25 protein-coding genes, 1 tRNA gene and 1 pseudogene are annotated in these 19,599 nt (G+C 68.8%); 16 read left to right on the top strand and 11 right to left on the bottom strand.

Going from position 1 to position 19,599, the window contains the following annotated elements:
• Nucleotides 1-28 precede the first annotated feature (28 nt).
• The 3 genes from K3G64_RS05595 to K3G64_RS05585 are packed head-to-tail and all read left to right on the top strand — an operon-like array spanning nt 29 to nt 2,068.
• On the top strand, nt 29-787 hold the full coding sequence (locus K3G64_RS05595) for a GlxA family transcriptional regulator (RefSeq protein ID WP_238889577.1): 759 nt from the start codon (nt 29-31) through the stop codon (nt 785-787).
• A 13-nt stretch (nt 788-800) separates the two neighbouring features.
• Entirely contained in the window at nt 801-1,517 is a 717-nt protein-coding gene (locus K3G64_RS05590; protein WP_441338864.1) for a DJ-1/PfpI family protein, read from the top strand.
• 44 nt (nt 1,518-1,561) lie between these two features.
• Entirely contained in the window at nt 1,562-2,068 is a 507-nt protein-coding gene (locus tag K3G64_RS05585; RefSeq protein ID WP_238889576.1) for a nitroreductase family deazaflavin-dependent oxidoreductase, read from the top strand.
• Here K3G64_RS05585 and K3G64_RS05580 read toward each other — a convergent pair.
• The gene (locus tag K3G64_RS05580) at nt 2,065-2,574 is read right to left on the bottom strand and encodes a MarR family winged helix-turn-helix transcriptional regulator (protein WP_238889575.1); all 510 of its coding nucleotides are present in this window, start codon (nt 2,572-2,574) and stop codon (nt 2,065-2,067) included. The genes K3G64_RS05585 and K3G64_RS05580 overlap by 4 nt on opposite strands.
• Before the next feature lie 4 nt (nt 2,575-2,578).
• Complete coding sequence (locus tag K3G64_RS05575) at nt 2,579-3,757, bottom strand: FAD-binding domain (RefSeq protein WP_238889573.1); 1,179 nt, start codon at nt 3,755-3,757, stop codon at nt 2,579-2,581.
• 114 nt (nt 3,758-3,871) lie between these two features.
• Between K3G64_RS05575 and K3G64_RS05570 the strand changes: the two genes are divergently transcribed.
• The 3 genes from K3G64_RS05570 (at nt 3,872) to K3G64_RS05560 (ending at nt 6,935) form a co-directional block, all read left to right on the top strand.
• Nucleotides 3,872-4,660, top strand: a complete 789-nt coding sequence (locus K3G64_RS05570; protein WP_238889571.1) for an alpha/beta fold hydrolase — start codon at nt 3,872-3,874, stop codon at nt 4,658-4,660.
• Entirely contained in the window at nt 4,657-6,297 is a 1,641-nt protein-coding gene (menD, locus tag K3G64_RS05565) for a 2-succinyl-5-enolpyruvyl-6-hydroxy-3-cyclohexene-1-carboxylic-acid synthase (protein ID WP_238889569.1), read from the top strand. The genes K3G64_RS05570 and menD overlap by 4 nt, the downstream gene beginning before the upstream one ends.
• An 83-nt stretch (nt 6,298-6,380) precedes the next feature.
• A complete protein-coding gene (locus tag K3G64_RS05560; protein WP_370647107.1) occupies nt 6,381-6,935 on the top strand; it encodes a DUF3592 domain-containing protein in 555 nt (184 codons plus the stop codon).
• Here the strand turns inward: K3G64_RS05560 and K3G64_RS05555 are convergent.
• Entirely contained in the window at nt 6,925-7,596 is a 672-nt protein-coding gene (locus K3G64_RS05555; RefSeq protein ID WP_238889567.1) for a DsbA family protein, read from the bottom strand. The genes K3G64_RS05560 and K3G64_RS05555 overlap by 11 nt on opposite strands.
• 134 nt (nt 7,597-7,730) lie before the next feature.
• Here K3G64_RS05555 and K3G64_RS05550 point away from each other — a divergent pair, with 134 nt between their 5' ends.
• The 3 genes and pseudogenes from K3G64_RS05550 to K3G64_RS05540 form a co-directional block, all read left to right on the top strand.
• Complete coding sequence (locus K3G64_RS05550; protein WP_238889565.1) at nt 7,731-8,936, top strand: glycosyltransferase family 4 protein; 1,206 nt, start codon at nt 7,731-7,733, stop codon at nt 8,934-8,936.
• A 61-nt stretch (nt 8,937-8,997) separates the two neighbouring features.
• The gene (locus K3G64_RS05545) at nt 8,998-9,684 is read left to right on the top strand and encodes a demethylmenaquinone methyltransferase (RefSeq protein ID WP_238889563.1); all 687 of its coding nucleotides are present in this window, start codon (nt 8,998-9,000) and stop codon (nt 9,682-9,684) included.
• A 167-nt stretch (nt 9,685-9,851) separates the two neighbouring features.
• Nucleotides 9,852-10,080, top strand: a pseudogene (locus K3G64_RS05540) (alpha/beta hydrolase fold domain-containing protein); the annotation flags it as partial.
• On the opposite strand, the gene K3G64_RS05535 reads toward K3G64_RS05540, so the two are convergent.
• Both K3G64_RS05535 and K3G64_RS05530 read right to left on the bottom strand, forming a co-directional pair.
• A complete protein-coding gene (locus K3G64_RS05535) occupies nt 10,077-10,301 on the bottom strand; it encodes a hypothetical protein (protein WP_238889561.1) in 225 nt (74 codons plus the stop codon). The pseudogene K3G64_RS05540 and the gene K3G64_RS05535 sit on opposite strands and share 4 nt — an antisense overlap.
• Nucleotides 10,302-10,380: 79 nt before the next feature.
• Nucleotides 10,381-10,833, bottom strand: coding sequence for a GAF domain-containing protein (locus K3G64_RS05530; RefSeq protein ID WP_238889560.1), 453 nt, complete (start codon nt 10,831-10,833; stop codon nt 10,381-10,383).
• A gap of 21 nt (nt 10,834-10,854) precedes the next feature.
• On the opposite strand from K3G64_RS05530, the gene K3G64_RS05525 reads away from it, so the two are divergent.
• On the top strand, nt 10,855-11,079 hold the full coding sequence (locus K3G64_RS05525; RefSeq protein ID WP_238889558.1) for a hypothetical protein: 225 nt from the start codon (nt 10,855-10,857) through the stop codon (nt 11,077-11,079).
• On the opposite strand, the gene menJ is transcribed toward K3G64_RS05525, so the two are convergent.
• Nucleotides 11,076-12,290 (bottom strand): menaquinone reductase, encoded by a 1,215-nt coding sequence (menJ, locus tag K3G64_RS05520; RefSeq protein ID WP_238950425.1) that lies wholly within the window; start codon nt 12,288-12,290, stop codon nt 11,076-11,078. The genes K3G64_RS05525 and menJ overlap by 4 nt on opposite strands.
• Before the next feature lie 63 nt (nt 12,291-12,353).
• On the opposite strand from menJ, the gene grcC1 reads away from it, so the two are divergent.
• The 3 genes from grcC1 to K3G64_RS05505 all read left to right on the top strand — a co-directional run bounded on the left by grcC1 (nt 12,354) and on the right by K3G64_RS05505 (nt 14,959).
• Nucleotides 12,354-13,361, top strand: a complete 1,008-nt coding sequence (gene grcC1 / locus K3G64_RS05515; protein ID WP_238889556.1) for a nonaprenyl/(2E,6E)-farnesyl/geranylgeranyl diphosphat synthase — start codon at nt 12,354-12,356, stop codon at nt 13,359-13,361.
• An 81-nt stretch (nt 13,362-13,442) separates the two neighbouring features.
• On the top strand, nt 13,443-14,327 hold the full coding sequence (gene htpX / locus K3G64_RS05510; protein ID WP_238889554.1) for a zinc metalloprotease HtpX: 885 nt from the start codon (nt 13,443-13,445) through the stop codon (nt 14,325-14,327).
• A 92-nt stretch (nt 14,328-14,419) separates the two neighbouring features.
• The gene (locus tag K3G64_RS05505) at nt 14,420-14,959 is read left to right on the top strand and encodes a hypothetical protein (protein WP_238889552.1); all 540 of its coding nucleotides are present in this window, start codon (nt 14,420-14,422) and stop codon (nt 14,957-14,959) included.
• Between the two features lie 4 nt (nt 14,960-14,963).
• Here K3G64_RS05505 and K3G64_RS05500 read toward each other — a convergent pair whose 3' ends face one another.
• Complete coding sequence (locus tag K3G64_RS05500) at nt 14,964-15,989, bottom strand: NAD(P)H-dependent glycerol-3-phosphate dehydrogenase (protein WP_238889551.1); 1,026 nt, start codon at nt 15,987-15,989, stop codon at nt 14,964-14,966.
• 179 nt (nt 15,990-16,168) lie between these two features.
• Nucleotides 16,169-16,660 carry a YajQ family cyclic di-GMP-binding protein gene (locus tag K3G64_RS05495; protein ID WP_238889549.1) on the bottom strand — a complete coding sequence of 164 codons (492 nt, stop codon included), beginning with the start codon at nt 16,658-16,660 and terminating at the stop codon, nt 16,169-16,171.
• 81 nt (nt 16,661-16,741) lie between these two features.
• Here K3G64_RS05495 and K3G64_RS05490 point away from each other — a divergent pair.
• Both K3G64_RS05490 and K3G64_RS05485 read left to right on the top strand, forming a co-directional pair.
• Nucleotides 16,742-16,827 (top strand) — tRNA-Tyr (locus K3G64_RS05490).
• A gap of 165 nt (nt 16,828-16,992) precedes the next feature.
• Nucleotides 16,993-18,108: a 6-phosphofructokinase gene (locus K3G64_RS05485; RefSeq protein WP_238889548.1), complete on the top strand. Its 1,116-nt coding sequence runs from the start codon at nt 16,993-16,995 to the stop codon at nt 18,106-18,108.
• Nucleotides 18,109-18,111: 3 nt separating this feature from the next.
• Here K3G64_RS05485 and K3G64_RS05480 read toward each other — a convergent pair whose 3' ends face one another.
• Complete coding sequence (locus K3G64_RS05480) at nt 18,112-18,282, bottom strand: hypothetical protein (protein WP_238889547.1); 171 nt, start codon at nt 18,280-18,282, stop codon at nt 18,112-18,114.
• Between the two features lie 76 nt (nt 18,283-18,358).
• Entirely contained in the window at nt 18,359-18,691 is a 333-nt protein-coding gene (locus tag K3G64_RS25525; protein WP_255728076.1) for a helix-turn-helix domain-containing protein, read from the bottom strand.
• Between the two features lie 203 nt (nt 18,692-18,894).
• Between K3G64_RS25525 and K3G64_RS05470 the strand changes: the two genes are divergently transcribed.
• On the top strand, nt 18,895-19,143 hold the full coding sequence (locus K3G64_RS05470) for a hypothetical protein (protein ID WP_238889546.1): 249 nt from the start codon (nt 18,895-18,897) through the stop codon (nt 19,141-19,143).
• A gap of 11 nt (nt 19,144-19,154) precedes the next feature.
• Here K3G64_RS05470 and K3G64_RS05465 read toward each other — a convergent pair whose 3' ends face one another.
• Nucleotides 19,155-19,541, bottom strand: coding sequence for a DUF2237 family protein (locus K3G64_RS05465; protein ID WP_238889545.1), 387 nt, complete (start codon nt 19,539-19,541; stop codon nt 19,155-19,157).
• Between the last annotated feature and the right edge of the window lie 58 nt (nt 19,542-19,599).

The raw sequence follows: 19,599 nt of genomic DNA, 5'->3' as shown, positions 1-19,599 counted from the left end.
GATCTGTGGGGTTCATGGCATAGACGCCATGACACCGGTGGCCGACACTGAGTGCGTGCGATCGGTGGTGATCCTCGGCTATCCGGGCGTCCAGGCGTTGGACCTGGTCGGCCCGTTCGAGGTGTTCACCGGTGCCTCGATGTACCTGAACACGCAGGGCCGGGACGGCTACGACGTCAGCGTCGTCACCTCTGGCGGCGAACCGGCCACCACCGGTACCGGTCTGGGCCTGGTCGCCCATCCGTTGCCCGACCCGCGTGACAGCATCGACACCCTGATCCTGCCCGGTGGCCACGGCGTCGACGACGCGCGACGCGACCCCGATCTCGTCACATGGGTCCGGACCGCCGCCCAGACCGTGGCCCGCTGGCTGGTGATGTACCTGCGCAGGCCGGGCGGCCAGACGCAGTTCGCCGCGCCGGTGTGGATGCCGCGGGCCAAGCGGGCGCCGATCCGCGACGTGCAGGAGGCTGTCGAGGCCGAACCCGGAGGCGCACACAGCATCCCGGAGTTGGCTCGGCGCGCCGCGATGAGCCCACGCCACTTCACCCGGGTGTTCACCGACGAGGTCGGCGAGGCCCCGGGCGCCTACGTCGAGCGGATCCGCACCGAGGCCGCCCGCCGCCAGCTCGAGGAGACCGACGACACCGTCACGGTGATCGCCGCGCGGTGCGGCTTCGGAACCGCGGAGACGTTGCGCCGCAACTTCGTTCGCCGCCTCGGCATCTCGCCGGACCAGTACCGCAGAACTTCCGCGCACGCGAAGAGCGCAGACCGAACCGCCTAGGAAGGGAACCGACGTGCAGATCGCGATCATGGTGTATCCGGGGTACACCGCACTCGACTTCATCGGGCCGTACGAGGTGTTGCGCAACCTGCCCGATGCCGAGGTGCGGTTCGTCTGGCACGAGCCCGGGCCGGTCGTCGCGGACTCCGGGGTGCTGCTGATCGGGGCCACCCATTCGTTCGACGAGACGCCGTCGCCCGACATCGTCCTCGTCCCTGGCGGTTCGGCGACCTTTCAGCACGCGCGCGACGACAAGGTGCTCGACTGGGTGCGTCGCGCCCACGCGACGTCGACCTGGACGACGTCGGTGTGCTCGGGTTCGGTGATCCTGGCCGCCGCCGGTGTGCTCGACGGCCGCCGCGCGACCTCGCACTGGCTGGCGCTGCCGATGCTCAAGCCGTTCGGCGTGACGACCGTCGGCGACCAGCGGATCGTGCGCGAGGACAAGATCGTCACCGCCGCAGGGGTTTCGGCGGGAATCGACCTGGCGTTGTGGCTTTACGGCCAGATCTGCGGTGACGCCAAGGCCAAGGCGATGCAGCTGGTCATCGAGTACGACCCGCAGCCGCCCTACGACTCGGGGCACGTCTCCAAGGCATCGGCGTCCACCAAGGCGGCGGCGACGGCGTTGTTGAGCAGGGACACCGTCAAGCACGGCCAGCTGCTGCCGTCGGTGCAGCTGCTGTGGGACGCCGCGATCAAGCGACTTCGGCGTGATTCCGTGCGCTGAGCGCACGTTTTCACGCCCAAGTCGCGTGAGATAGCGTCGCGGGCGTGGGCATTCCCGAAGTCGAGCCGACCCAGCCGTCGCCACTGTTTCGTGCCGGAGCCAGACTCATGGGCACCGACATCGCGCGCCGGTTCCTGCGCAAGTACGGCTGGCGCATCGATCGGGCCGTGATCAAGGCGACCAACGGGCACGTCTCGATGTCGCTGGTGATGCCCGAGGTGTTGCTCACCCACACCGGCGCCAAGACCGGCCGACAGCGCAGCACGCCGTTGACCTACTTCACCGACCGGGGCCGGGTCATCACGATCGCCTCCAATTACGGCGGCGACCGGCATCCCGCCTGGTACCACAATGTCGTGGCGCACCCGCGGGTCACGCTGTCGGCGCGCGGCTACACGGGAAACTTCTTCGGCGAGGAGGTCACCGGTACCGAACGCGACCGGCTGTTCGACCTGGCCAAGCAGTTCGTGCCGAACTATGCCGACTACGAGAAGATGGCCGGCGACCGCCGGATCCCCGTCGTGGCGTTCACCGAGATCACCGAGCCCTAATCGGTCACCTCGGCGTCCTCGGCGTCCTCGGCGTCCTCGGCGCGCGACGGCTCGGCGAGTTCGCGGTGGGCAGCGGTGAACGCCCGGGTGCCCTGGATCAGCGCCGCGCGATCGGCTTCGGTCATGTGCCGGGTGACAGCGCCGAACGCCGCGAGCCGCAGGGTGATCAGCTCGTCGAGCACCGCACGTCCGGCGTCGGTCAGCTCGAGGAGGGTCGCACGGCGATTGGTCGGCGAGACCCGTCGGGTGAGGTAGCCGGCGTCGGCCAACCGGTCGCTGAGCCTGCTCGCCGTGGACGGCAACAGGCCCAGATCGTCACCCAATTCGGTGACCAGGCTCGGACCGAGCCGGTCAAGGGCCTGCAGCGCGCGCAACGGCGCCAGCCCTATCCGCTTCTCCATCCGCTCGAGGACCGAGACATTCAATGCGAGTAGGCCGCGGGTCGCCAGCTCCAGCTGCACCAGATAATCGGTCGACCGGTCACCCGGTGCGTCAGCGCTTTTCACGTGCTCACATCCGATAGTCGGGCAGTTCGAAGTCATCGCGGAGCGCACGGCTCATCACCAGATCCCCGACCGGCCGGATGTTGAACGCGCGCATCGCCCGATCACGAAGCCAGATGCCCAACCGGGTCTTCGCCGCGAAGAAGGAGATGAACCGAGTTGCGCCGTCCTGCTTTCCTTCGATGAAGTCACGCAGTCGAGCCTCGTACGCGGCGAACGCCGTGCCGACGTCGGCGCCGGCCCGGGCCAGCTCACCGGCCAGTACGTACGCCTCGACCAACGCCAGACCGGTGCCTTCGCCTGCGAGTAGCGACACACATGCGGCGGCATCGCCGATCAGCGCCACGCGGCCCGAAGACCAGCGGTCCATGCGGATCTGGCTGACCACGTCGAAGTAGATGTCGTCGACACCGTCGAGAGCGTCGAGGATATGCCTGCACTCCCAACCGCCGTCGGCGAACTCGGCTCGCAGCAGCGACTTGGTGGCCGCGAGATCGCCGGGAGCGGTCGGAGTCGACGACCGGAAGATGAACAACACCAGGGTGCGATCGTCGTGCAGAGCGAACCGGCCGATCTGGCGCCCGGGCAGGTTGTGCGTCACATACACGAGCTCGTCGCGTGGACGGTAACCGTCGATCACGCACGCCGCCACCTGGCAGCCGAGATAATGCTCGAACCGCGACTCGGGTCCGAATTCGAGTGCCCTGACGTTGGAGTGCAGACCGTCCGCGCCGACCAGCATGTCGAATTCGCGTGGTCGGCCGTGCTCGAATTCGACGGCGACACAGTCGGGTTCGTTGGTGATCGAGGCGATGCTGTCGGAGTAGATGGTCTCGATGTCGTGCTCGACCGTGTGGTAGATGGCCGCGGCTAGCTCACCGCGCGGCAAGCTGGTGTACAGATCTCCTGCTGCCCGACGGATGGGATCGACGCGCAGCCGGGCGGTCGGACGGCCGGTGTGGTCGACCGAGCGCAATTCCTGGACGCTGTAACCGGCGGCCTGTATCTGTTTCTCGATCCCCATCCTCTGCGCGACGCGGTAGCCGAGTCCCCAGAAGTCGATGACGTAACCGCCGGTGCGGAAGCTGGGCGCCTTCTCGATCAGCGTGACGTCATGACCGCCGCGCACCATCCAATGGGCGAATGCCGGTCCCGCCACGCCTGCGCCACTGATCGCGATTCTCACCAGTCCAGCGTAGCGCGCATGTCATGCGTATCGCACGACATGCCAACAGAACGTTCTGCGGATCGGTTCGAAGGCGTGCCTGCCGGAACCGGCCGGTCCAGTAGCGTCGTCGGGGTGAATTTGGCCTACGACGACCGCGGCAGCGGTCCTGCAGTCCTGTTCATCGCCGGGCGCGGCGGCGCCGGGCGCACGTGGCACCTGCATCAGGTCCCCGAATTCCAGCGGGCCGGCTATCGCTGCATCACCTTCGACAACCGCGGCATCGGCGCCACCGAGAAGGCGACCGGCTTCACCGCCGAGACCATGGTCGCCGACACCGCCGCGCTGATCGAGAAGCTCGGCGCCGCGCCGGTACGCCTGGTCGCGGTGTCGATGGGCTCGTTCATCGCCCAGGAGCTGATGGTGGCCCGGCCGGAACTGGTCGATCGGGCGGTGCTGATGGCCACCCGGGGCCGCGCGGACCGCACCCGCCAGTTCTTCCGCAATGCCGAGTGGGAGCTGGCCGCGTCCGGCGTCCGGCTGCCGCCGAACTACGACGCCAAGATTCGGCTGCTCGAGAGCTTTTCGCCGACGACCCTCAACGACGACGCCCGGGTGCGCGACTGGATCGACATGTTCACCATGTGGCCCACCACGATGACACCCGGCATGCACACCCAGATCGGCATCGGCCCGCAGGACAACCGCCTGCCTGCCTACCGCAGCATCACCGCGCCCACCCTGGTCGTCGGGTTCGCCCACGACGTGGTGCTGCCGCCGCATCTGGGCCGCGAGGTCGCCGACGCCATTCCCCGGGGCCGCTATCTGGAGATCCCCGACGCCGGCCACCTCGGTTTCCTCGAACAGCCCGAGGCGGTCAACAGAGCGGCGCTCCGTTTCCTCGCCGATAAGCTGGAGCGATGAACCCCTCGACCGCGCAGGCCCGGGTGGTTGTCGACGAACTGGTTCGCGGCGGGGTGCGCGACGTGGTGCTGTGCCCCGGGTCGCGCAACGCGCCGCTGGCCTTCGCGCTGCACGACGCCGACCGCACCGGCCGGCTGCGGCTGCACGTGCGCATCGACGAGCGCACCGCCGGCTTCCTGGCGATCGGGCTCGCGATCGCCGAACGCGCACCCGTGTGCGTCGCGATGACGTCGGGCACCGCGGTCGCCAACCTGGGGCCCGCGGTGGTGGAGGCCAACTACGCGCGGGTGCCGCTGGTGGTACTCAGCGCCAACCGGCCCTACGAGCTGCTGGGCACGGGCGCCAACCAGACCTTCGAGCAGCTCGGCTACTTCGGCACGCAGGTGCGCGCATCCATCAGCCTGGGGCTGGCGCCGGAGTTGAGCGGACCCGCGGCCGGTGACATCGACACGCTGAACGCCCAGTGGCGATCGGCGGTGTGCCGAGTCCTGGTGGCGGCCACCGGTTCTCGTACGGCCAACGCCGGTCCGGTGCAGTTCGACGTTCCGCTGCGCGAGCCGCTGGTGCCCGGTGTCGACGCCGCAGGCGGCTACGTTCCGCAGGGTCGGCCCGACGGCAAGCCGTGGACCTACACACCGCCGGTGACGTTCGACCAGCCGCTCGACATCGACCTGACGCCCGACACCGTGGTCATCGCAGGCCACGGGGCGGGGCAGCATGACAACCTCGCCGCGCTGCCGACCGTCGCCGAGCCGACCGCGCCGCCTGCCGACAACCCGCTGCACCCGTTGGCGCTCCGGCTGCTGCGCCCAAAGCAGGTCATCATGCTCGGGCGTCCGACGCTGCACCGGCCGGTGTCCGCACTACTCGCCGACGCGTCGGTGCCGGTGTATGCGCTCACCACCGGCCCGCGCTGGCCCGACGTGTCCGGCAACTCGCAGGCCACCGGCACCCGCGCCGTCACGACGGGCACACCGGACCCGGCCTGGCTGGAGCGGTGCGCCGAAGTGCACCGGCACGCGACGGCGGCGGTCCGGACCCAACTCGACACCCATCCGCTCAAGACAGGGCTGCACGTCGCCGCCGCGGTGGCCCGCGCCGTCCGCCCCGGTGACCAGCTGGTGCTCGGGGCGTCCAACCCGGTTCGCGACGCCGCGCTGGTGGGGCTGGACACCCACGGTGTCAAGGTGCGCTCCAACCGAGGCGTGGCGGGGATCGACGGCACGGTGTCGACCACGATCGGTGCCGCGCTCGCCCACGAACCCGGCCGCACCATCGCCCTCCTCGGGGACCTCACCTTCGTCCACGACAGCTCCGGGCTGCTGATCGGCCCGACGGAACCGACGCCGCGCAAGCTGACGATCGTCGTCTCCAACGACAACGGCGGCGGCATCTTCGAGCTGCTCGAGCAGGGTGACCCGCGGTTCGCCGATGTGTCGTCACGGATCTTCGGCACCCCGCACGACGTGGACGTGGGCGCGCTGTGCCGGGCGTACCACGTGGAGAGCCGACACCTCGAGGCCGACGAGCTGGCCGACGCGCTCGCCGAGCCCTACGACGGGATGCGGGTGCTGGAGGTGAAGGCCGACCGGTCGTCGCTGCGGGCGCTGCACGCGTCCATCAGGGCCGCCCTGTGAGCGGAGCGAACAATTCGGCGGGGGTGAGCCGGTTTTCGGCGGGGGTGCGCCGGTTTTCGGCGGGGGCGAACAATTCGGCGGGGGTGAGCCGGTTTTCGGCGGGGGCGAGCCGGTTGTCGGCTGCGCTGCGGTCGGTGCGGCGGGTGCTGCCGCGACTGGCGCCCGCTCCCGGCGAGACGCGCAGGCAACGGGTGTTTCGCCGGATCCGGGTCGGCATCGTCGTGGTCGGCTGCCTGATCACGCTGCAGTCGGTGCTGATGGTGTTGGGCGCGTGGCGCAATGACCGCCAGATCGAACGGCACATGGGTGTGGCCGCCGCCGAGGTGCTCAGCGCCGGACCTCGCCGGTCGACGATCGAGTTCGTCACCCCCGACCGGGTGACGTACCGCCCGGAGTTGGGCGTGCTGTACCCGTCGGAACTCGAGCCGGGGATGAACATCTACGTCGAATACGACACGAACAACCCGGATCTGGTGCGGGTCCGGCACCGCGATGCCTCGCTGGCGATCATCCCCGCCGGGTCCATCGCGGTGGTGGGATGGCTGGCCGCCGCGGCCGCGCTCGGCGGTGTCACCCTGCTCGAACGCCGGTTGTCCCGGCGCGCGGCGGACGCACACCGAGAACACGTCAGCGGCTGATGAGCCTGCTCAGCCAGTTGTCGTCGTAGATGTCGAGCTTCTCGTCGGCCGCCGCATCGAAAACCGTTGGCGTCCCGGTGGTCAGCGGGTCGACGTCGTACAAGTAGTCGAAGTTGGCGACGTCCATCTCCGCGATGTTCACCGCGGACCCGCCGCCGGCGATCCGCTCGACGGCGTCGGCAGGCATGCCCGCCGCCTCGGCCATGTCGGCCATCTCGTCGTCACTGGGGCCGGGGCCGCCGGGTTCCTGGTGTGACCAGAGCTCTTCGACGAAGCGCTGGAACTGGGTGCCGGTCGCTTCGGTGTCGGCCGCCAGGAACATCGCGTTGCTGACCCGCGCCGAGTGGCCGTCGTCGACGTCGTCGAGGAAGATCATCGGCCGGTAGGTGACCTTGAGCTGCCCGATGCCGATGTAGTAGGCCAGCTGGTCGCCGAAGTCGGCCTGCAGGTCCGCGCAGTGGCTGCACTGCGGTTCGGTGAAGATCTCGATGCGTGCCGGGGCGTCGTCGAACCCGGCAACGATGCCGAACCCGTCGTCGCTGACGGTGAGCGGCGGTTGCGCGGGGTCGCGTTGCGCGGTGCCGGTGACCTGTTTCGTGCAGCCGGCGGCGGCGAGCGAAACGGTCAGCACCAGCACCGCCACCACACGGTGAATCCGCATGTCAACCGCCCTTCTTTGGTGCGCACCCTACGCGACGCCGACACCACCGGAGCGGCGATCACCGGCACGAGGTTTTCGCATGACATATTCCTGGGCGCAACCTTGCCGACAGGCTCCGCTGAAACCATTCGGGCGTGCGCGTTGCAATCGTCGCAGAGTCGTTCCTCCCGAATGTCAACGGTGTCACCAACTCGGTGCTGCGGGTGGTCGAGCATCTCCGCCGCACCGGTGACGAAGCCCTCATCATCGCCCCGGACACCCCGCGCGGCGACCCGGCCGCCGACAAGGTCTACGACGGAGTCCGCGTCCACCGGGTGCCGTCGCGGATGTTCCCGAAGATCACGTCGCTTCCGCTCGGCGTGCCGCGGCCCCGGATGGTCGGGGTGCTGCGCGGCTTCCGCCCGGACGTGGTGCACCTGGCCTCGCCGGCCCTGCTCGGCTATGGCGGGTTGCACGCGGCGCGCTACCTCGGTGTGCCGACGGTGGCGGTATTCCAAACGGACGTAGCGGGTTTCGCCGAAAGCTACGGAATCGGCTTCGCCGCGCGCGCGGCGTGGGCGTGGACACGGCATCTGCACAGCCATGCAGACCGCACCCTGGCCCCCTCGACGGCAGCGATGGAAAACCTGACCGCACACCGTGTTCCGCGGGTGTACAAATGGGCTCGCGGAGTCGACATCACCGGGTTCGCCCCGTCGGCGCGTGACGAGGCGTTGCGGCAGCGGTGGTCGCCGAACGGCAAGCCGGTGGTCGGTTTCGTCGGACGGTTGGCACCGGAGAAGCACGTCGAGCGTCTCGCCGCGCTGGCCCGCCGCCGCGACGTGCAGATCGTGGTCGTCGGTGACGGCGTGGACCGGCCCAAGCTCGAATCCCTCATGCCCACAGCGGTGTTCACCGGTGCACTCTTCGGCGAGGAGCTGGCCGCGGCCTACGCAAGCATGGACGTGTTCGTCCACCCCGGCGAGCACGAGACGTTCTGCCAGGCGGTGCAGGAGGCGATGGCCTCGGGCTTGCCGGTGATCGCACCGAACGCCGGCGGTCCGCGTGACCTCGTCGCGCCCTATCGCACCGGGTTGCTGTTGGCGGTCGACGAGTTCGAGGCCAGGCTGCCCGAGTCGGTCGATCACCTGATCGCCGAACGGCAACGGTATTCGGTGGCGGCCCGCCGCAGCGTGCTCAGCCGGACCTGGCCGGCCATCTGCGACGAACTGCTCGCCCATTACGACGACGTCATCACCAATTCCCGCGAACCCAATTCCCGCGAACGTGCGTGTCTGCACCCGACCCGCCGCAGGATTCCGGCAGCGCGCGCACGCTCACGCCGCATCGAGAGTGCGTAGGCAGCCACCGACCCTGCCGATGGCCCGGCGGTCCCGCAACCGGCACCGCTACGGTGGCTGCATGAGCCGCGCAACGTTGGAGAAGGACCCACGCGACGTGGCGTCGATGTTCGACGCGGTGGCGCGGCGGTACGACCTGACCAACACCGTGCTGTCGCTGGGCCAGGACCGGTTCTGGCGCCGGGCGACGCGCGCGGCACTGGGGATCGGGCCGGGCGACAAGGTGCTCGACCTAGCCGCGGGCACCGCGGTTTCCACGGTCGAACTCGCGGCGTCTGGTGCCTGGTGCGTGGCGGCGGACTTCTCGGTCGGGATGCTCGCCGCGGGAAGTGACCGCCGCGTCCTCAAGGTTGCGGGCGATGCGACGCGGCTGCCGTTCGCCGACGGCGTGTTCGACGCGGTGACGATCAGCTTCGGGCTGCGCAACGTCGTCGACCACACCGCGGGCCTCAAGGAGATGGCGCGAGTCACCCGGCCGGGCGGCCGCTTGGTGGTATGCGAGTTCTCCACGCCCACCAACCGCCTGTTCGCCACGGCGTACAAGGAGTACCTGATGCAGGCGCTGCCGAGAATCGCGCGCGCGGTGTCGTCGAACCCGGAGGCCTACGTCTATCTCGCGGAGTCGATCCGCGCCTGGCCCGATCAGGCCGACCTCGCGCGCCGGATCGCCGACGCGGGCTGGTCGGCGGTGCGGTGGCGCAACCTCTCCGGCGGCATCGTCGCTCTGCACGCCGCCATCAAGCGCTGAAACCCGCGTCTGAAGTTGTACCGTCGCGACATGTACGGACGTCTGGCCGACCCGACTGCACCCTGGGCACCGACCCCCCGCTCCGATCCGCAAACGGTCAACGACCTTCGCTCCTTTCGGCCTCGACGGCCGCCTTCCTGCCGCGCCGCTGACGGTCGACTCGCCACGACGAGCTGACGGGCCTTCCGCCGCAGGTGATTTCGGTCAACGAGCTCGACTCGTTGCGTGACGAGAGCCTGAAGTACTACCGCCGTCTGTTGCGCACGAGCGTGCCCGCGGCAGGACGTGGTCGCGGGCACCTGCCACGGCGGCGACCTGCCATAGGGCGCCTTCATGCCGGAGGTCTTCGACGCTTCGATCCGTGACGTCAGCGGCTTCGCGAAATCGCTTGGCTAGCCGACGGTCTGCACGACGTTGTTCCCGTCGGGCAGTAGCACTTCACCCATCCCCTGCTGCGACGGACGGTTCGGTTCATCACGTTGTACGTCGCACATACCGGCGTAGGTGACGTTCTCGCACGGACCGATCGGCGCCGCCGCGGCCGTGGGCACCGGACCCAGCGTGGCGGCCGCGACGGCAATCGCGGCGAACGCCGTTCGTAATGTCGGACCGCGCATCGTGGTTCCTTCCGTCGATGCGATGATCAACGCTGGATACGGTCAGAGTAGTCCCGTGGTGCGGACATGAACAGCTCGTCTAGTGCGGCTTACAATTAGCTTGACTCACAACACAATCCCACGCTCGGGCGGTCTCGGCGCCGACGGTCGGCGAATGGGTCTGCTGAAAGTTGCGGCCACCCCGTCCGAACGTCGCAACCACCGCCGGCGGGACAAGGGGTTCGGGCACCGGCTCGTCGGTCCACCGGCACGGCCGCACATGCACGACGTCTACGGCGGCGGCCGCTACCGAGTCGTCGTGGAAGTAGGCACCCGTGATGCGCCCGAGCCAGTATCGCCCGTCGGCGTCTCGGGTCCAGACGAAGGATCCGTCGGCGACATCGGCGAGTCGCTCGATGCGGCGCGGCAGGCGGTGATCCGCTCCGGCGCATCCGAACCCGACGAGGTTCGACCGCAGCGCGCGCTCCAGCGAAGCCTGAGGGTTCACCCGGTCGTCCCGCGATCGCATCGGCGCCCGGTAGACATCGACCATACGCGTTATTGTTCACCCGAAATGGCCACCTTCAAGCGCTACGTCGCCTTCCAGGGCATGACCCTGGTGTTCGGCATCGTCGGCCCGATCTTCTTGGTTCTGTACTTCGCGGCCCAGCCCGACCCGACCCTGAAGTGGGCCTACTGGTGGGGGCTGTTCATCACCGCCGCCGACGTGTTGATCGCGCTGTGGCTGACCGCGACGACGCAACCGGACAGGCGCGGACCCGGCGGCCCGGCGGCCTAGCGAAACGGTGGACGCTCGTCGATGCGCCGCGACAGCAGCCCGGCGCCGCGCCACACCCGGGCGACCCAGTCCTCGTCCTCCTCGGTGACGAAGTTGCCCATCACGCGCACCGCGAAGGTCATCAGGAACCGTGAGCGCATGGCCAGCGGTCCCGTCGCAGGCAGGAACCGCGGGATCGTCAACAACAGCGCCAACCGTCGCGCGACGGAGAACCCGCGTGCGTAGTGCTCCGTGAGCACCGCGGGCCATGCCGCGGTCAGGTCGCCGGAGCCCAGCAGTTCGGCCGCCAGCCGGCCCGTCTCCAGGCCGTAGTCGATGCCCTCGCCGTTGAGTGGGTTGACGCAGGCCGCGGCGTCCCCGATCAGCATCCAGTTCGGTCCGGCCACCCCGGACACGGCGCCGCCCATCGGCAGCAGCGCGGACAGCCCGGCCCTCGGTTCGCCGACGAACGCCCATTCCTCGCGACGCAGGCCGGTGTAGTACGACATCAACGGCCGCAGGGCCGCGTCCGCGGGCCGCTTCGCGGTGGCCAGCGCTCCGACGCCGATGTTCACCTCGCCGTTGCCCAGCGGGAAGATCCAGCCGTAACCGGGCAGCACTTCACCCTCGGGCGAGCGCAATTCCAGGTGCGACGTGATCCACGGCTCGCCGGCCCGCGGCGTGGCGATGTACCCGCGGACCGCGACGCCGTACACCGTCTCCTGATGCCACCGCCGGCCCAGCGCCCGGCCCAGCGTCGAGCGTGCACCGTCGGCCACGATGAGTTCCGTGCAGCTGATCGCGGCCCCCGAGTCCAGGCGCACCGACGACACTCGGCCCGACGAGTCATGCTCGACTCCAACGGCTTTGGTGCCCAGCAGCATCTTGGCGCCGTCGTCGGCGGCGACCATCCGGATGCGGTCGTCGAGCTCGAGTCGCGGCACCGCGCTGGACGTAGCCGGAAACGACGGACCCGGCCACTCGATCTCGACGTCGGCGCCGAAGCCCGACAGCCGCAACCCGCGGTGCTGCACCCGGCCGGCCAGCCACGGACCCAGCCCGAGCCGCTGCATCTCCTGCACCGCACGCGGGGTGAGGCCGTCACCGCAGGCCTTGTCGCGCGGGAACTGCGCCGAATCGACCACGAGCACGTCGCGGCCTGCACGCGCGGCCCATGCGGCGGCCGCCGAACCCGCCGGTCCTGCCCCGACGACCACCACGTCAGCCTTCATCGATCCCCCGGTCGCATCGCTCCTGCCCGCCGAACCGTCCATGGTTCCCAGTATGTTGGCAGTGTGAGGACACCGGCGACCGTGGTGGCAGGCGTCGACTTCGGAAACCCCGCTTTCGCGCAGGACGTCCGCGACGGCGTGGCCCGCATCGAGGAGCTGATGGCCACTGAGCTGGGCAAAGCCGACGAGCTGATGGCCGACGCCGTCCAGCATCTGTTCCAGGCGGGCGGGAAACGGTTCCGCCCGCTGTTCACCGTGCTGTCCGCCCAGCTGGGCCCCGAGCCCGAGGCGTGGCAGGTCACCGTCGCAGGCGCCGTCATCGAACTGGTGCACCTGGCGACGCTCTACCACGACGACGTCATGGACGAGGCGCAGGTCCGCCGCGGCGCGGACAGCGCCAACGCGCGGTGGGGCAACAACATCGCGATTCTGGCGGGTGACTACTTGTTCGCCACCGCCTCACGGCTGGTCAGTCGGCTCGGGCCCGAAGCGGTGCGCATCATCGCCGACACGTTCGCCCAGCTGGTGACCGGGCAGATGCGCGAGACCCGCGGCGCCGCCGACCACGTCGACAGCGTCGAGCACTACCTCAAGGTCGTCTACGAGAAGACCGCGTGCCTGATCGCGGCGTCCGGCCGGTTCGGCGCGACGTTCTCCGGCGCCGGTGAGGAGCAGATCGAGCGGCTGAGCCGGCTGGGCGGCATCGTCGGCACCGCGTTCCAGATCTCCGACGACATCATCGACATCGACAGCGACGCCGACGAATCGGGCAAGGTGCCCGGCACCGACCTGCGCGAGGGCGTGCACACCCTGCCCGTCCTGTTCGCGCTGCGCGAAACCGGCTCGGATGCCGACCGGCTGCGCGAGCTGCTGGCCGGGCCCGTCGACAACGACGACGACGTCGCCGAGGCGTTGCGGCTGCTGCGGGCGTCCGAGGGCATCGTCAAGGCCAAGGAGACCGTCGCGCAGTACGCCGCACAAGCCCGCGAGGAACTGGCCAACCTGCCGGAAGGCCCCGGTCGCCACGCGCTGGCGACGCTCGTCGACTACACGGTCAACCGTCACGGCTGAGCACGGAACCTGTGAAGCCCGGCTAAGCGTTGAGTCTGCGAAGTCCTCGTTTCGACAGGATCTGACTGAGGAGGAGGCGCGATGACGTGGCATCCGCACGCGAACACCGCCAAGACGTTCGCGCTGCTGGTGGGGTTCTCTGCGCTGATAGTGGCCATCGCGGCGATGTTTCGGAACACCGCTCTGATCGGTTTGGCCGTGCTGTTCGCCGTCGGCATGAACGCCTACATGTACTTCAACAGCGACAAGATCTCGCTGCGGGCCATGCACGCCCAGCCCGTCACCGAGATGCAGGCGCCGGTGATGTACCGCATCGTGCGCGAACTGGCGACCACCGCGCGCCAGCCGATGCCGCGGCTCTACATCAGCGACACCGCCGCGCCGAACGCCTTCGCCACCGGACGCAACCCGCGCAACGCCGCGGTGTGCTGCACCACGGGCATCCTGCAGATCCTCAACGAACGCGAACTGCGAGCCGTGCTCGGCCACGAGCTGAGCCACGTCTACAACCGCGACATCTTGATCTCGAGCGTCGCCGGTGCGATGGCCGCTGTCATCACCGCGCTTGCCAACATCGCGTACTTCGCCGCGCTGTTCGGTGGCAACCGTGACGGTGGCACGAATCCGTTTGCGATCCTGTTGGTTTCGTTGCTCGGCCCGATCGCGGCGACGGTGATCCGGCTGGCCGTCTCCCGGTCGCGGGAATATCAGGCCGACCAGTCCGGCGCCGAGCTCACCGGTGATCCGCTCGCACTCGCCAGCGCGTTGCGCAAGATCAGCTCCGGTGTCGAGCAGGCGCCGCTTCCGCCGGATCCGAAGCTCGCCGACCAGGCCCACCTGATGATCGCCAACCCGTTCCGCGCCGGCGAGAAGATCGGCAAGCTGTTCGCGACGCACCCGCCGATGGCCGACCGCATCGCGCGACTGGAGGCGATGGCGGGCCGGGGCCCCGGCCAGTACTACTAGCGCCGCCGGCCGACCCTGGTAACGCCCGTTCGACCTGCGCCGATGTGCCGGGTGTGCTGCGAGTCGCGAACAAACCCCTTAGGGTGTGCACCGTGCTGAACAGAGTCCTGATCGGCGTCCTCGGCTCTGCGGGCGCGGCCCTCATCGGCGTGCCGGGCATCGCCGGAGCCCAGCCACCCGAACCGCCGCCACGGCCGCCGCTGCCCAACGTCAACGCGCTCGCGCCGGTGAAGCTGTCCGAGTACGCGGTGATGGATGGCCAGTGGTACGCATTCAAGACTCCGGACGGGGTGACGTGTGTGCTGCAACGGTCCGGCCAGTACGGCTGCAGCGGACCCTTGCCGGCGGCCCCCAAGAACGCGAACCTCGTGAGCGGCGCGATGGGTGGGGTCCCGGGCTTCGCCAACGCCAACGCCGACGTGTTTCCCGGGATGGGCGAGGTGAAGCCGCTACCGGTGGGTTCGCGGATCAGCTACCAGACGGTCAGCTGCGGCGTCGACACAGGAGGGACATCGTGCGTCGACACCCGCAACCAGTCGGGTTTCGTCCTCAGCCCGGCGGGCAGCTTCATTCTGAACCCGACGAACCCGCTGCTGGACCGGCCCGAGGGCACGAACCCGTATTTCAACTGAGCGCTCAGAAACCCGCGCCGTAGACCTCGTGCCCGGGCTTCTCCGCGACCAGCCCGCGGTAGGCCTGCTCGACGGTTGAGCCGTGGTTGATGACACCGTCGACCTCGCGGGCGATCGGCATGTTGATGCCGTACTTGTCGGCGAACTCCATGATGACGCTTGCGGCCTTGACGCCCTCGGCGACCTGGTTCATCGACCCGATGATCTCGTCGATCGGCTTGCCCGCGCCCAGTTGCTCGCCGACGTGCCGGTTGCGGCTGCGCTGGCTGGTGCACGTGACGATGAGGTCGCCCATGCCGGCCAGGCCGGCGAAGGTGTCGCGGTGTCCACCGACCGCCTCGCCGAGCTTGGACATCTCCCGCACCGCCCGCGCGATCACCATGGCGCGCGTGTTCTCGCCGATGCCCAGCGAGTAACCCATGCCGACAGCGATGGCGTAGACGTTCTTCAGCGCGCCCGCCATCTCCACGCCCACGACATCGTCGGTGGTGTAGGTGCGAAAACGCTTGGTGCGGAACAGCTGGGCCAGGTTTGCCGCGAGGCGCTGGTCGGGCATCGCGAGGACTGCCGCGGCGGCGTACCCCTCGGCCACCTCGCGGGCGATGTTCGGCCCGGCCAGGATGCCGGCCGGATGCCCGGGCAGCACCTCGTCGACGACCTGTGACATCCGGTAGTTGGTGCCCTGCTCGAGGCCTTTGACCAACGACACCACCGGCACCCACGGCCGCAGCTCCTTGGCCAGTTCGGTGAGCACGGCACGGAAGCCGTGCGACGGCACGCCCATGACGATGACGTCGGCGCACGTGGCCGCCTCTGTGAAGTCGGTGGTGGCCTTCAAGCTCTCCGGCAGGACGACCTCGTTGCCGAGGTACTTGGAGTTGCAGTGGTTCTCGTTGATGTCGGTGGCGGTGTCCTCCGAGCGCACCCACTGCAGGGTGGGGCCGCGGCGCGCGCAGATGGAGGCGACCGTGGTGCCCCAGGAGCCTCCGCCCAGAACGACGACCTTGGGTTCGCGTTGCGCAGGTGCCATGCCGATCAGCGTATGACCGCAGGCCAGTTCGAGGGCCGATTTGCGACGACCCGCCCTCACCTTTGCGAGCGACCCGCCCTCGCCTTCGCGAGCGACCCGCCCTCGCCTTCGCGAGCGAGAAACCAGGGCTGTGCCGGGGCGTCCAACCGCGACCATGGTGTCTCTCTCGCGACTGCGGGTCAGCGGTAGTTGACGAACTGCAGCGCCACGTCGAGGTCGGCCCCCTTCAGCAGCGCGATGACCGCCTGCAGGTCGTCGCGCTTCTTGGAGCTGACGCGGATCTCCTCGCCCTGGATCTGCGCCTTGACGCCCTTGGGGCCCTCGTCGCGGATGAGCTTGGTGATTTTCTTGGCCTGCTCGCTGGTGATGCCTTGTTTGATCTGACCGCTGACCTTGTAGGTCTTGCCCGAGGCCTGCGGGTCACCGGCGTCGAAGGCCTTCATCGAGATGTCGCGGCGGACAAGCTTCTCCTTGAAGACGTCGACGGCCGCCTTGACCCGCTCCTCGGTGGAGGAGGTGAGTACGACCGTCTCCTCGCCCTGCCATTCGATGGATGTGTCGGTGCCGCGGAAGTCGAACCGCGTGGCCAGCTCTTTGGCGGCCTGGTTCAAGGCATTGTCGACCTCCTGGCGGTCGACCTTGCTGACGACGTCGAACGATGAATCCGCCATGGATCCGGTCCTCCTCGGTGGTTGGGCTCGATTTGGGTCTGGGGTACATCCTCGTTGTATCCTGCGATGCGCACCAAACCAGGCAGGTTGCCCGAGCGGCCAATGGGAGCGGACTGTAAATCCGTCGGCTTACGCCTACGCAGGTTCGAATCCTGCACCTGCCACCATGTGGTTCAGCTTGCCTACGTTAGATGAATGGCCACCAGCATGACGGCGGGCGGGGGTTGCTTGAGCTCGATGACAGCGGCTGACACCGAACTCACCCTAGCGTCGGTTGCGGCGATGGACCGCTCGCCCGAATGCTCGGGCCGGAGCCGACGTACGCTCGGCGCGTGACCGCAACCAATCGTCCGATCAAGCGCATCGCGGTGTCGACCGGTGGCGGAGACGCACCGGGGCTGAATGCCGTCATCCGGGCCGTGACGCTCGCGGGGCACAATCGCGGCTGGGACGTCGTCGGCATCCGCGACGGCTTCACCGGTCTCCTGAACCCCGAGCACTATCCCGAGGGCGGCTTGGTGGAGCTGACACGGGAGTCGGTCCGCGGCATCCTGCACCGCGGCGGCACGATCATCGGCACGACCAACCGCAACAATCCGACGGCATACCCGGTGCGTCAGCCGGACGGGGGCTACCTCACCGTCGATCGCACCGCGGAATTGGTGCAATTGTTCGGAGACAACGGGATCGACGCGCTGGTGACCGCCGGGGGAGACGGTTCGCTCGCGATCGCGCACCGGCTGTTCGAAGGGGGCATGCGCGTCGTCGCGGTGCCCAAGACCATCGACAACGACCTCGACAAGACACAGCAAACCTTCGGCTTCGACACGGCGGTGAGTTTCGCCTGCGAGTGCATCGACCGGTTGTTCACCACGGCCACTTCACACGGCCGCGTCATCGTGGTCGAGGTGATGGGGCGCTACGCCGGGTGGATCGCGCTTGAGGCGGGGATCGCATCCGGCGCCCACGCGATCCTCATCCCGGAGATACCATTCGATCTCGAACCGGTGGCCGACACCATCAGGCAGCGTGAGCGCCGTGGCGCGAAGTTCTCCATCGTGGTGGTCGCCGAAGGGGCGGCGCCCCGGGGCGGTGAGACGGCGGTGCTGGGCCACAGCATCGGCCAGGCCGAGCGCCTCGGCGGGATCGGGGCGCAGGTTGCGGCCCGCCTCGAGGAGCTCACCGGCAAGGAGTCGCGCACCGTCGTGCTGGGTCACCTGCTGCGGGGCGGGTCGCCGACGGCGTTCGACCGAGTGCTCGGTCTACGCTTCGGAGCCGCGGCCGTGCGAGGGCTCGCCGAGGGCGCCGACGGTGTCATGGTCTCGCTGAACCCGCCGAACGTCGACTATGTGCCGCTAGCCGAGGCGACGCGACGAATGAAGAAGGTTCCGCTCGACAGCGACGCGGTGCTCACAGCCCGCGAAATCGGGGTGAGCTTCGGCGACTGACGCTCAGCCTCGCGCCGTCAGCCTCATCGTCTTGCCGCACTGCCCGCACGGCATGGCGTTGATGGCCCTAGCCACCCAGTGCACCGCGCCGCACTCAGCACACCGCACATTGCGGTGCTGCAACTGTGCCGCGCCGGCTTCAAGAGTGGCCAGCCGCTGACCGGTATCGCTCATCGAACCCCCCAACGCGTTGCGCTGCCGTCGTGATAGCCCGCTCGCCTCCCCGTGAGCGACCCCGCTACGCTGAACCCTACCTGAGCAGGGAATCTCGCGCAGCCGGCATCGCAAAGTCCGTCAATTGCGTGTTGCTCGGTAACCGAGCGGACAGTGCAGTCCCGGCCCGCTCGGTAGACGAGCCGCCCGCCAACGCCCGGTAGATCGTGGGCCTGCTGACACCGAGCCGGCGCGCGATGGCCGCCTTGGGCACGCCGCTGGCATGGAGCCGATTCGCCAAAGCCACCTCCCCGTCGGACAGGGCGCGAGGGCGGCCGACGGGACGCCGAGGCCTGTCGCGGGTGTCGACCGCCGACTCCAGGTGTGACTTCGGAGGCGACCGGTGGGCGCCGACGCGGGTGAACCCCACCGACGTGTCAGCGTCAACGCTCGAACTGTGCACCTACGTCCTTTCGGCTCACTGCACGCCGGAAAGACGGCGATCGGGCGCGCTACCAGGCAAAATTTACGGTATGGCAACTACTCGGCAGCACGGGCACAGGCCCCCGATCTTGAGGCCAGAAGGCCCTTGCCCGGGCGCCGCAGTCGACTCCCGGCAGCCATAATGGCGGTGTGGGTGATCACGTACTCACACTGATCGCCTACGTCGGCGTCGGTGTAGCCACTGGGTGGTGGTTCTGGCGTGCCAACGCCGGCGTCCTCAATTCACCGGCCCACGCTGCGGTTTCGGTGCTGTTCGGCCTCCTGTGGCCGGTTTCCCTCCCGTGGCGGGCTCTCGTTCGCGCCACCTCGCAGACCATCGCCAGACGCCGCGCGCGACGGGCGCACGCGGCGGTCGACGACCCGGTGCTCGACACGTAGGACCCGTCGCGCTACAGGCCACCGAGGTCGTCGGGCACGTCCACCGCGTTCTCCCGCAGTGCCTCCAGGTCCACCACCTCGAGCGTGCGTTCGTGCGTCGATGCCAGCACCACCGGCGTGGCGAAGCCGTCCTGGTACGCCTTGAGCCAGTTCACCGCGGTGACGCACCAGCGGTCGCCGGGACGCAGACCGGGAAACCGGTATTCGGGTCGCGGCGTGGACAAGTCGTTGCCGATCGAGCGCTGATGGGCCAGGAACTCAGCGGTGACCACAGCGCAAATGGTGTGGCTGCCGATGTCCTCGGGACCCGTCGAACAACAGCCGTCGCGGTAGAAGCCGGTCATCGGTTCGGTGCTGCAGGGTTCCAGCGGTCCCCCGAGCACATTGCGTTCAGGCACCGCTCATTCACCGCCAACCGGGTCTTAAGCTAGTCAAGGTCACCTCAACTTAATCAGC

Origin of the sequence: Mycobacterium sp. IDR2000157661, assembly GCF_022317005.1 — a bacterium.
GTDB lineage: Bacteria > Actinomycetota > Actinomycetes > Mycobacteriales > Mycobacteriaceae > Mycobacterium.
The sequence above is the reverse complement of the archived record's forward strand: the minus strand, read 5'-3'. Positions and strand labels throughout refer to the sequence as shown.

What these genes read in the sequence shown, in the direction of transcription:
- htpX (WP_238889554.1), top strand. Translation starts at nt 13,443, where the DNA reads ATGACGTGGCATCCGCACGCGAACACCGCCAAGACGTTCGCGCTGCTG.
- K3G64_RS05525 (WP_238889558.1), top strand. Translation starts at nt 10,855, where the DNA reads ATGGCCACCTTCAAGCGCTACGTCGCCTTCCAGGGCATGACCCTGGTG.
- K3G64_RS05595 (WP_238889577.1), top strand. Translation starts at nt 29, where the DNA reads ATGACACCGGTGGCCGACACTGAGTGCGTGCGATCGGTGGTGATCCTC.
- K3G64_RS05500 (WP_238889551.1), bottom strand. Translation starts at nt 15,989, where the DNA reads ATGGCACCTGCGCAACGCGAACCCAAGGTCGTCGTTCTGGGCGGAGGC.
- K3G64_RS05555 (WP_238889567.1), bottom strand. Translation starts at nt 7,596, where the DNA reads ATGCGGATTCACCGTGTGGTGGCGGTGCTGGTGCTGACCGTTTCGCTC.
- K3G64_RS05495 (WP_238889549.1), bottom strand. Translation starts at nt 16,660, where the DNA reads ATGGCGGATTCATCGTTCGACGTCGTCAGCAAGGTCGACCGCCAGGAG.
- menJ (WP_238950425.1), bottom strand. Translation starts at nt 12,290, where the DNA reads ATGAAGGCTGACGTGGTGGTCGTCGGGGCAGGACCGGCGGGTTCGGCG.
- K3G64_RS05535 (WP_238889561.1), bottom strand. Translation starts at nt 10,301, where the DNA reads ATGCGCGGTCCGACATTACGAACGGCGTTCGCCGCGATTGCCGTCGCG.
- K3G64_RS05530 (WP_238889560.1), bottom strand. Translation starts at nt 10,833, where the DNA reads ATGGTCGATGTCTACCGGGCGCCGATGCGATCGCGGGACGACCGGGTG.
- K3G64_RS05480 (WP_238889547.1), bottom strand. Translation starts at nt 18,282, where the DNA reads ATGAGCGATACCGGTCAGCGGCTGGCCACTCTTGAAGCCGGCGCGGCA.
- K3G64_RS05545 (WP_238889563.1), top strand. Translation starts at nt 8,998, where the DNA reads ATGAGCCGCGCAACGTTGGAGAAGGACCCACGCGACGTGGCGTCGATG.
- menD (WP_238889569.1), top strand. Translation starts at nt 4,657, where the DNA reads ATGAACCCCTCGACCGCGCAGGCCCGGGTGGTTGTCGACGAACTGGTT.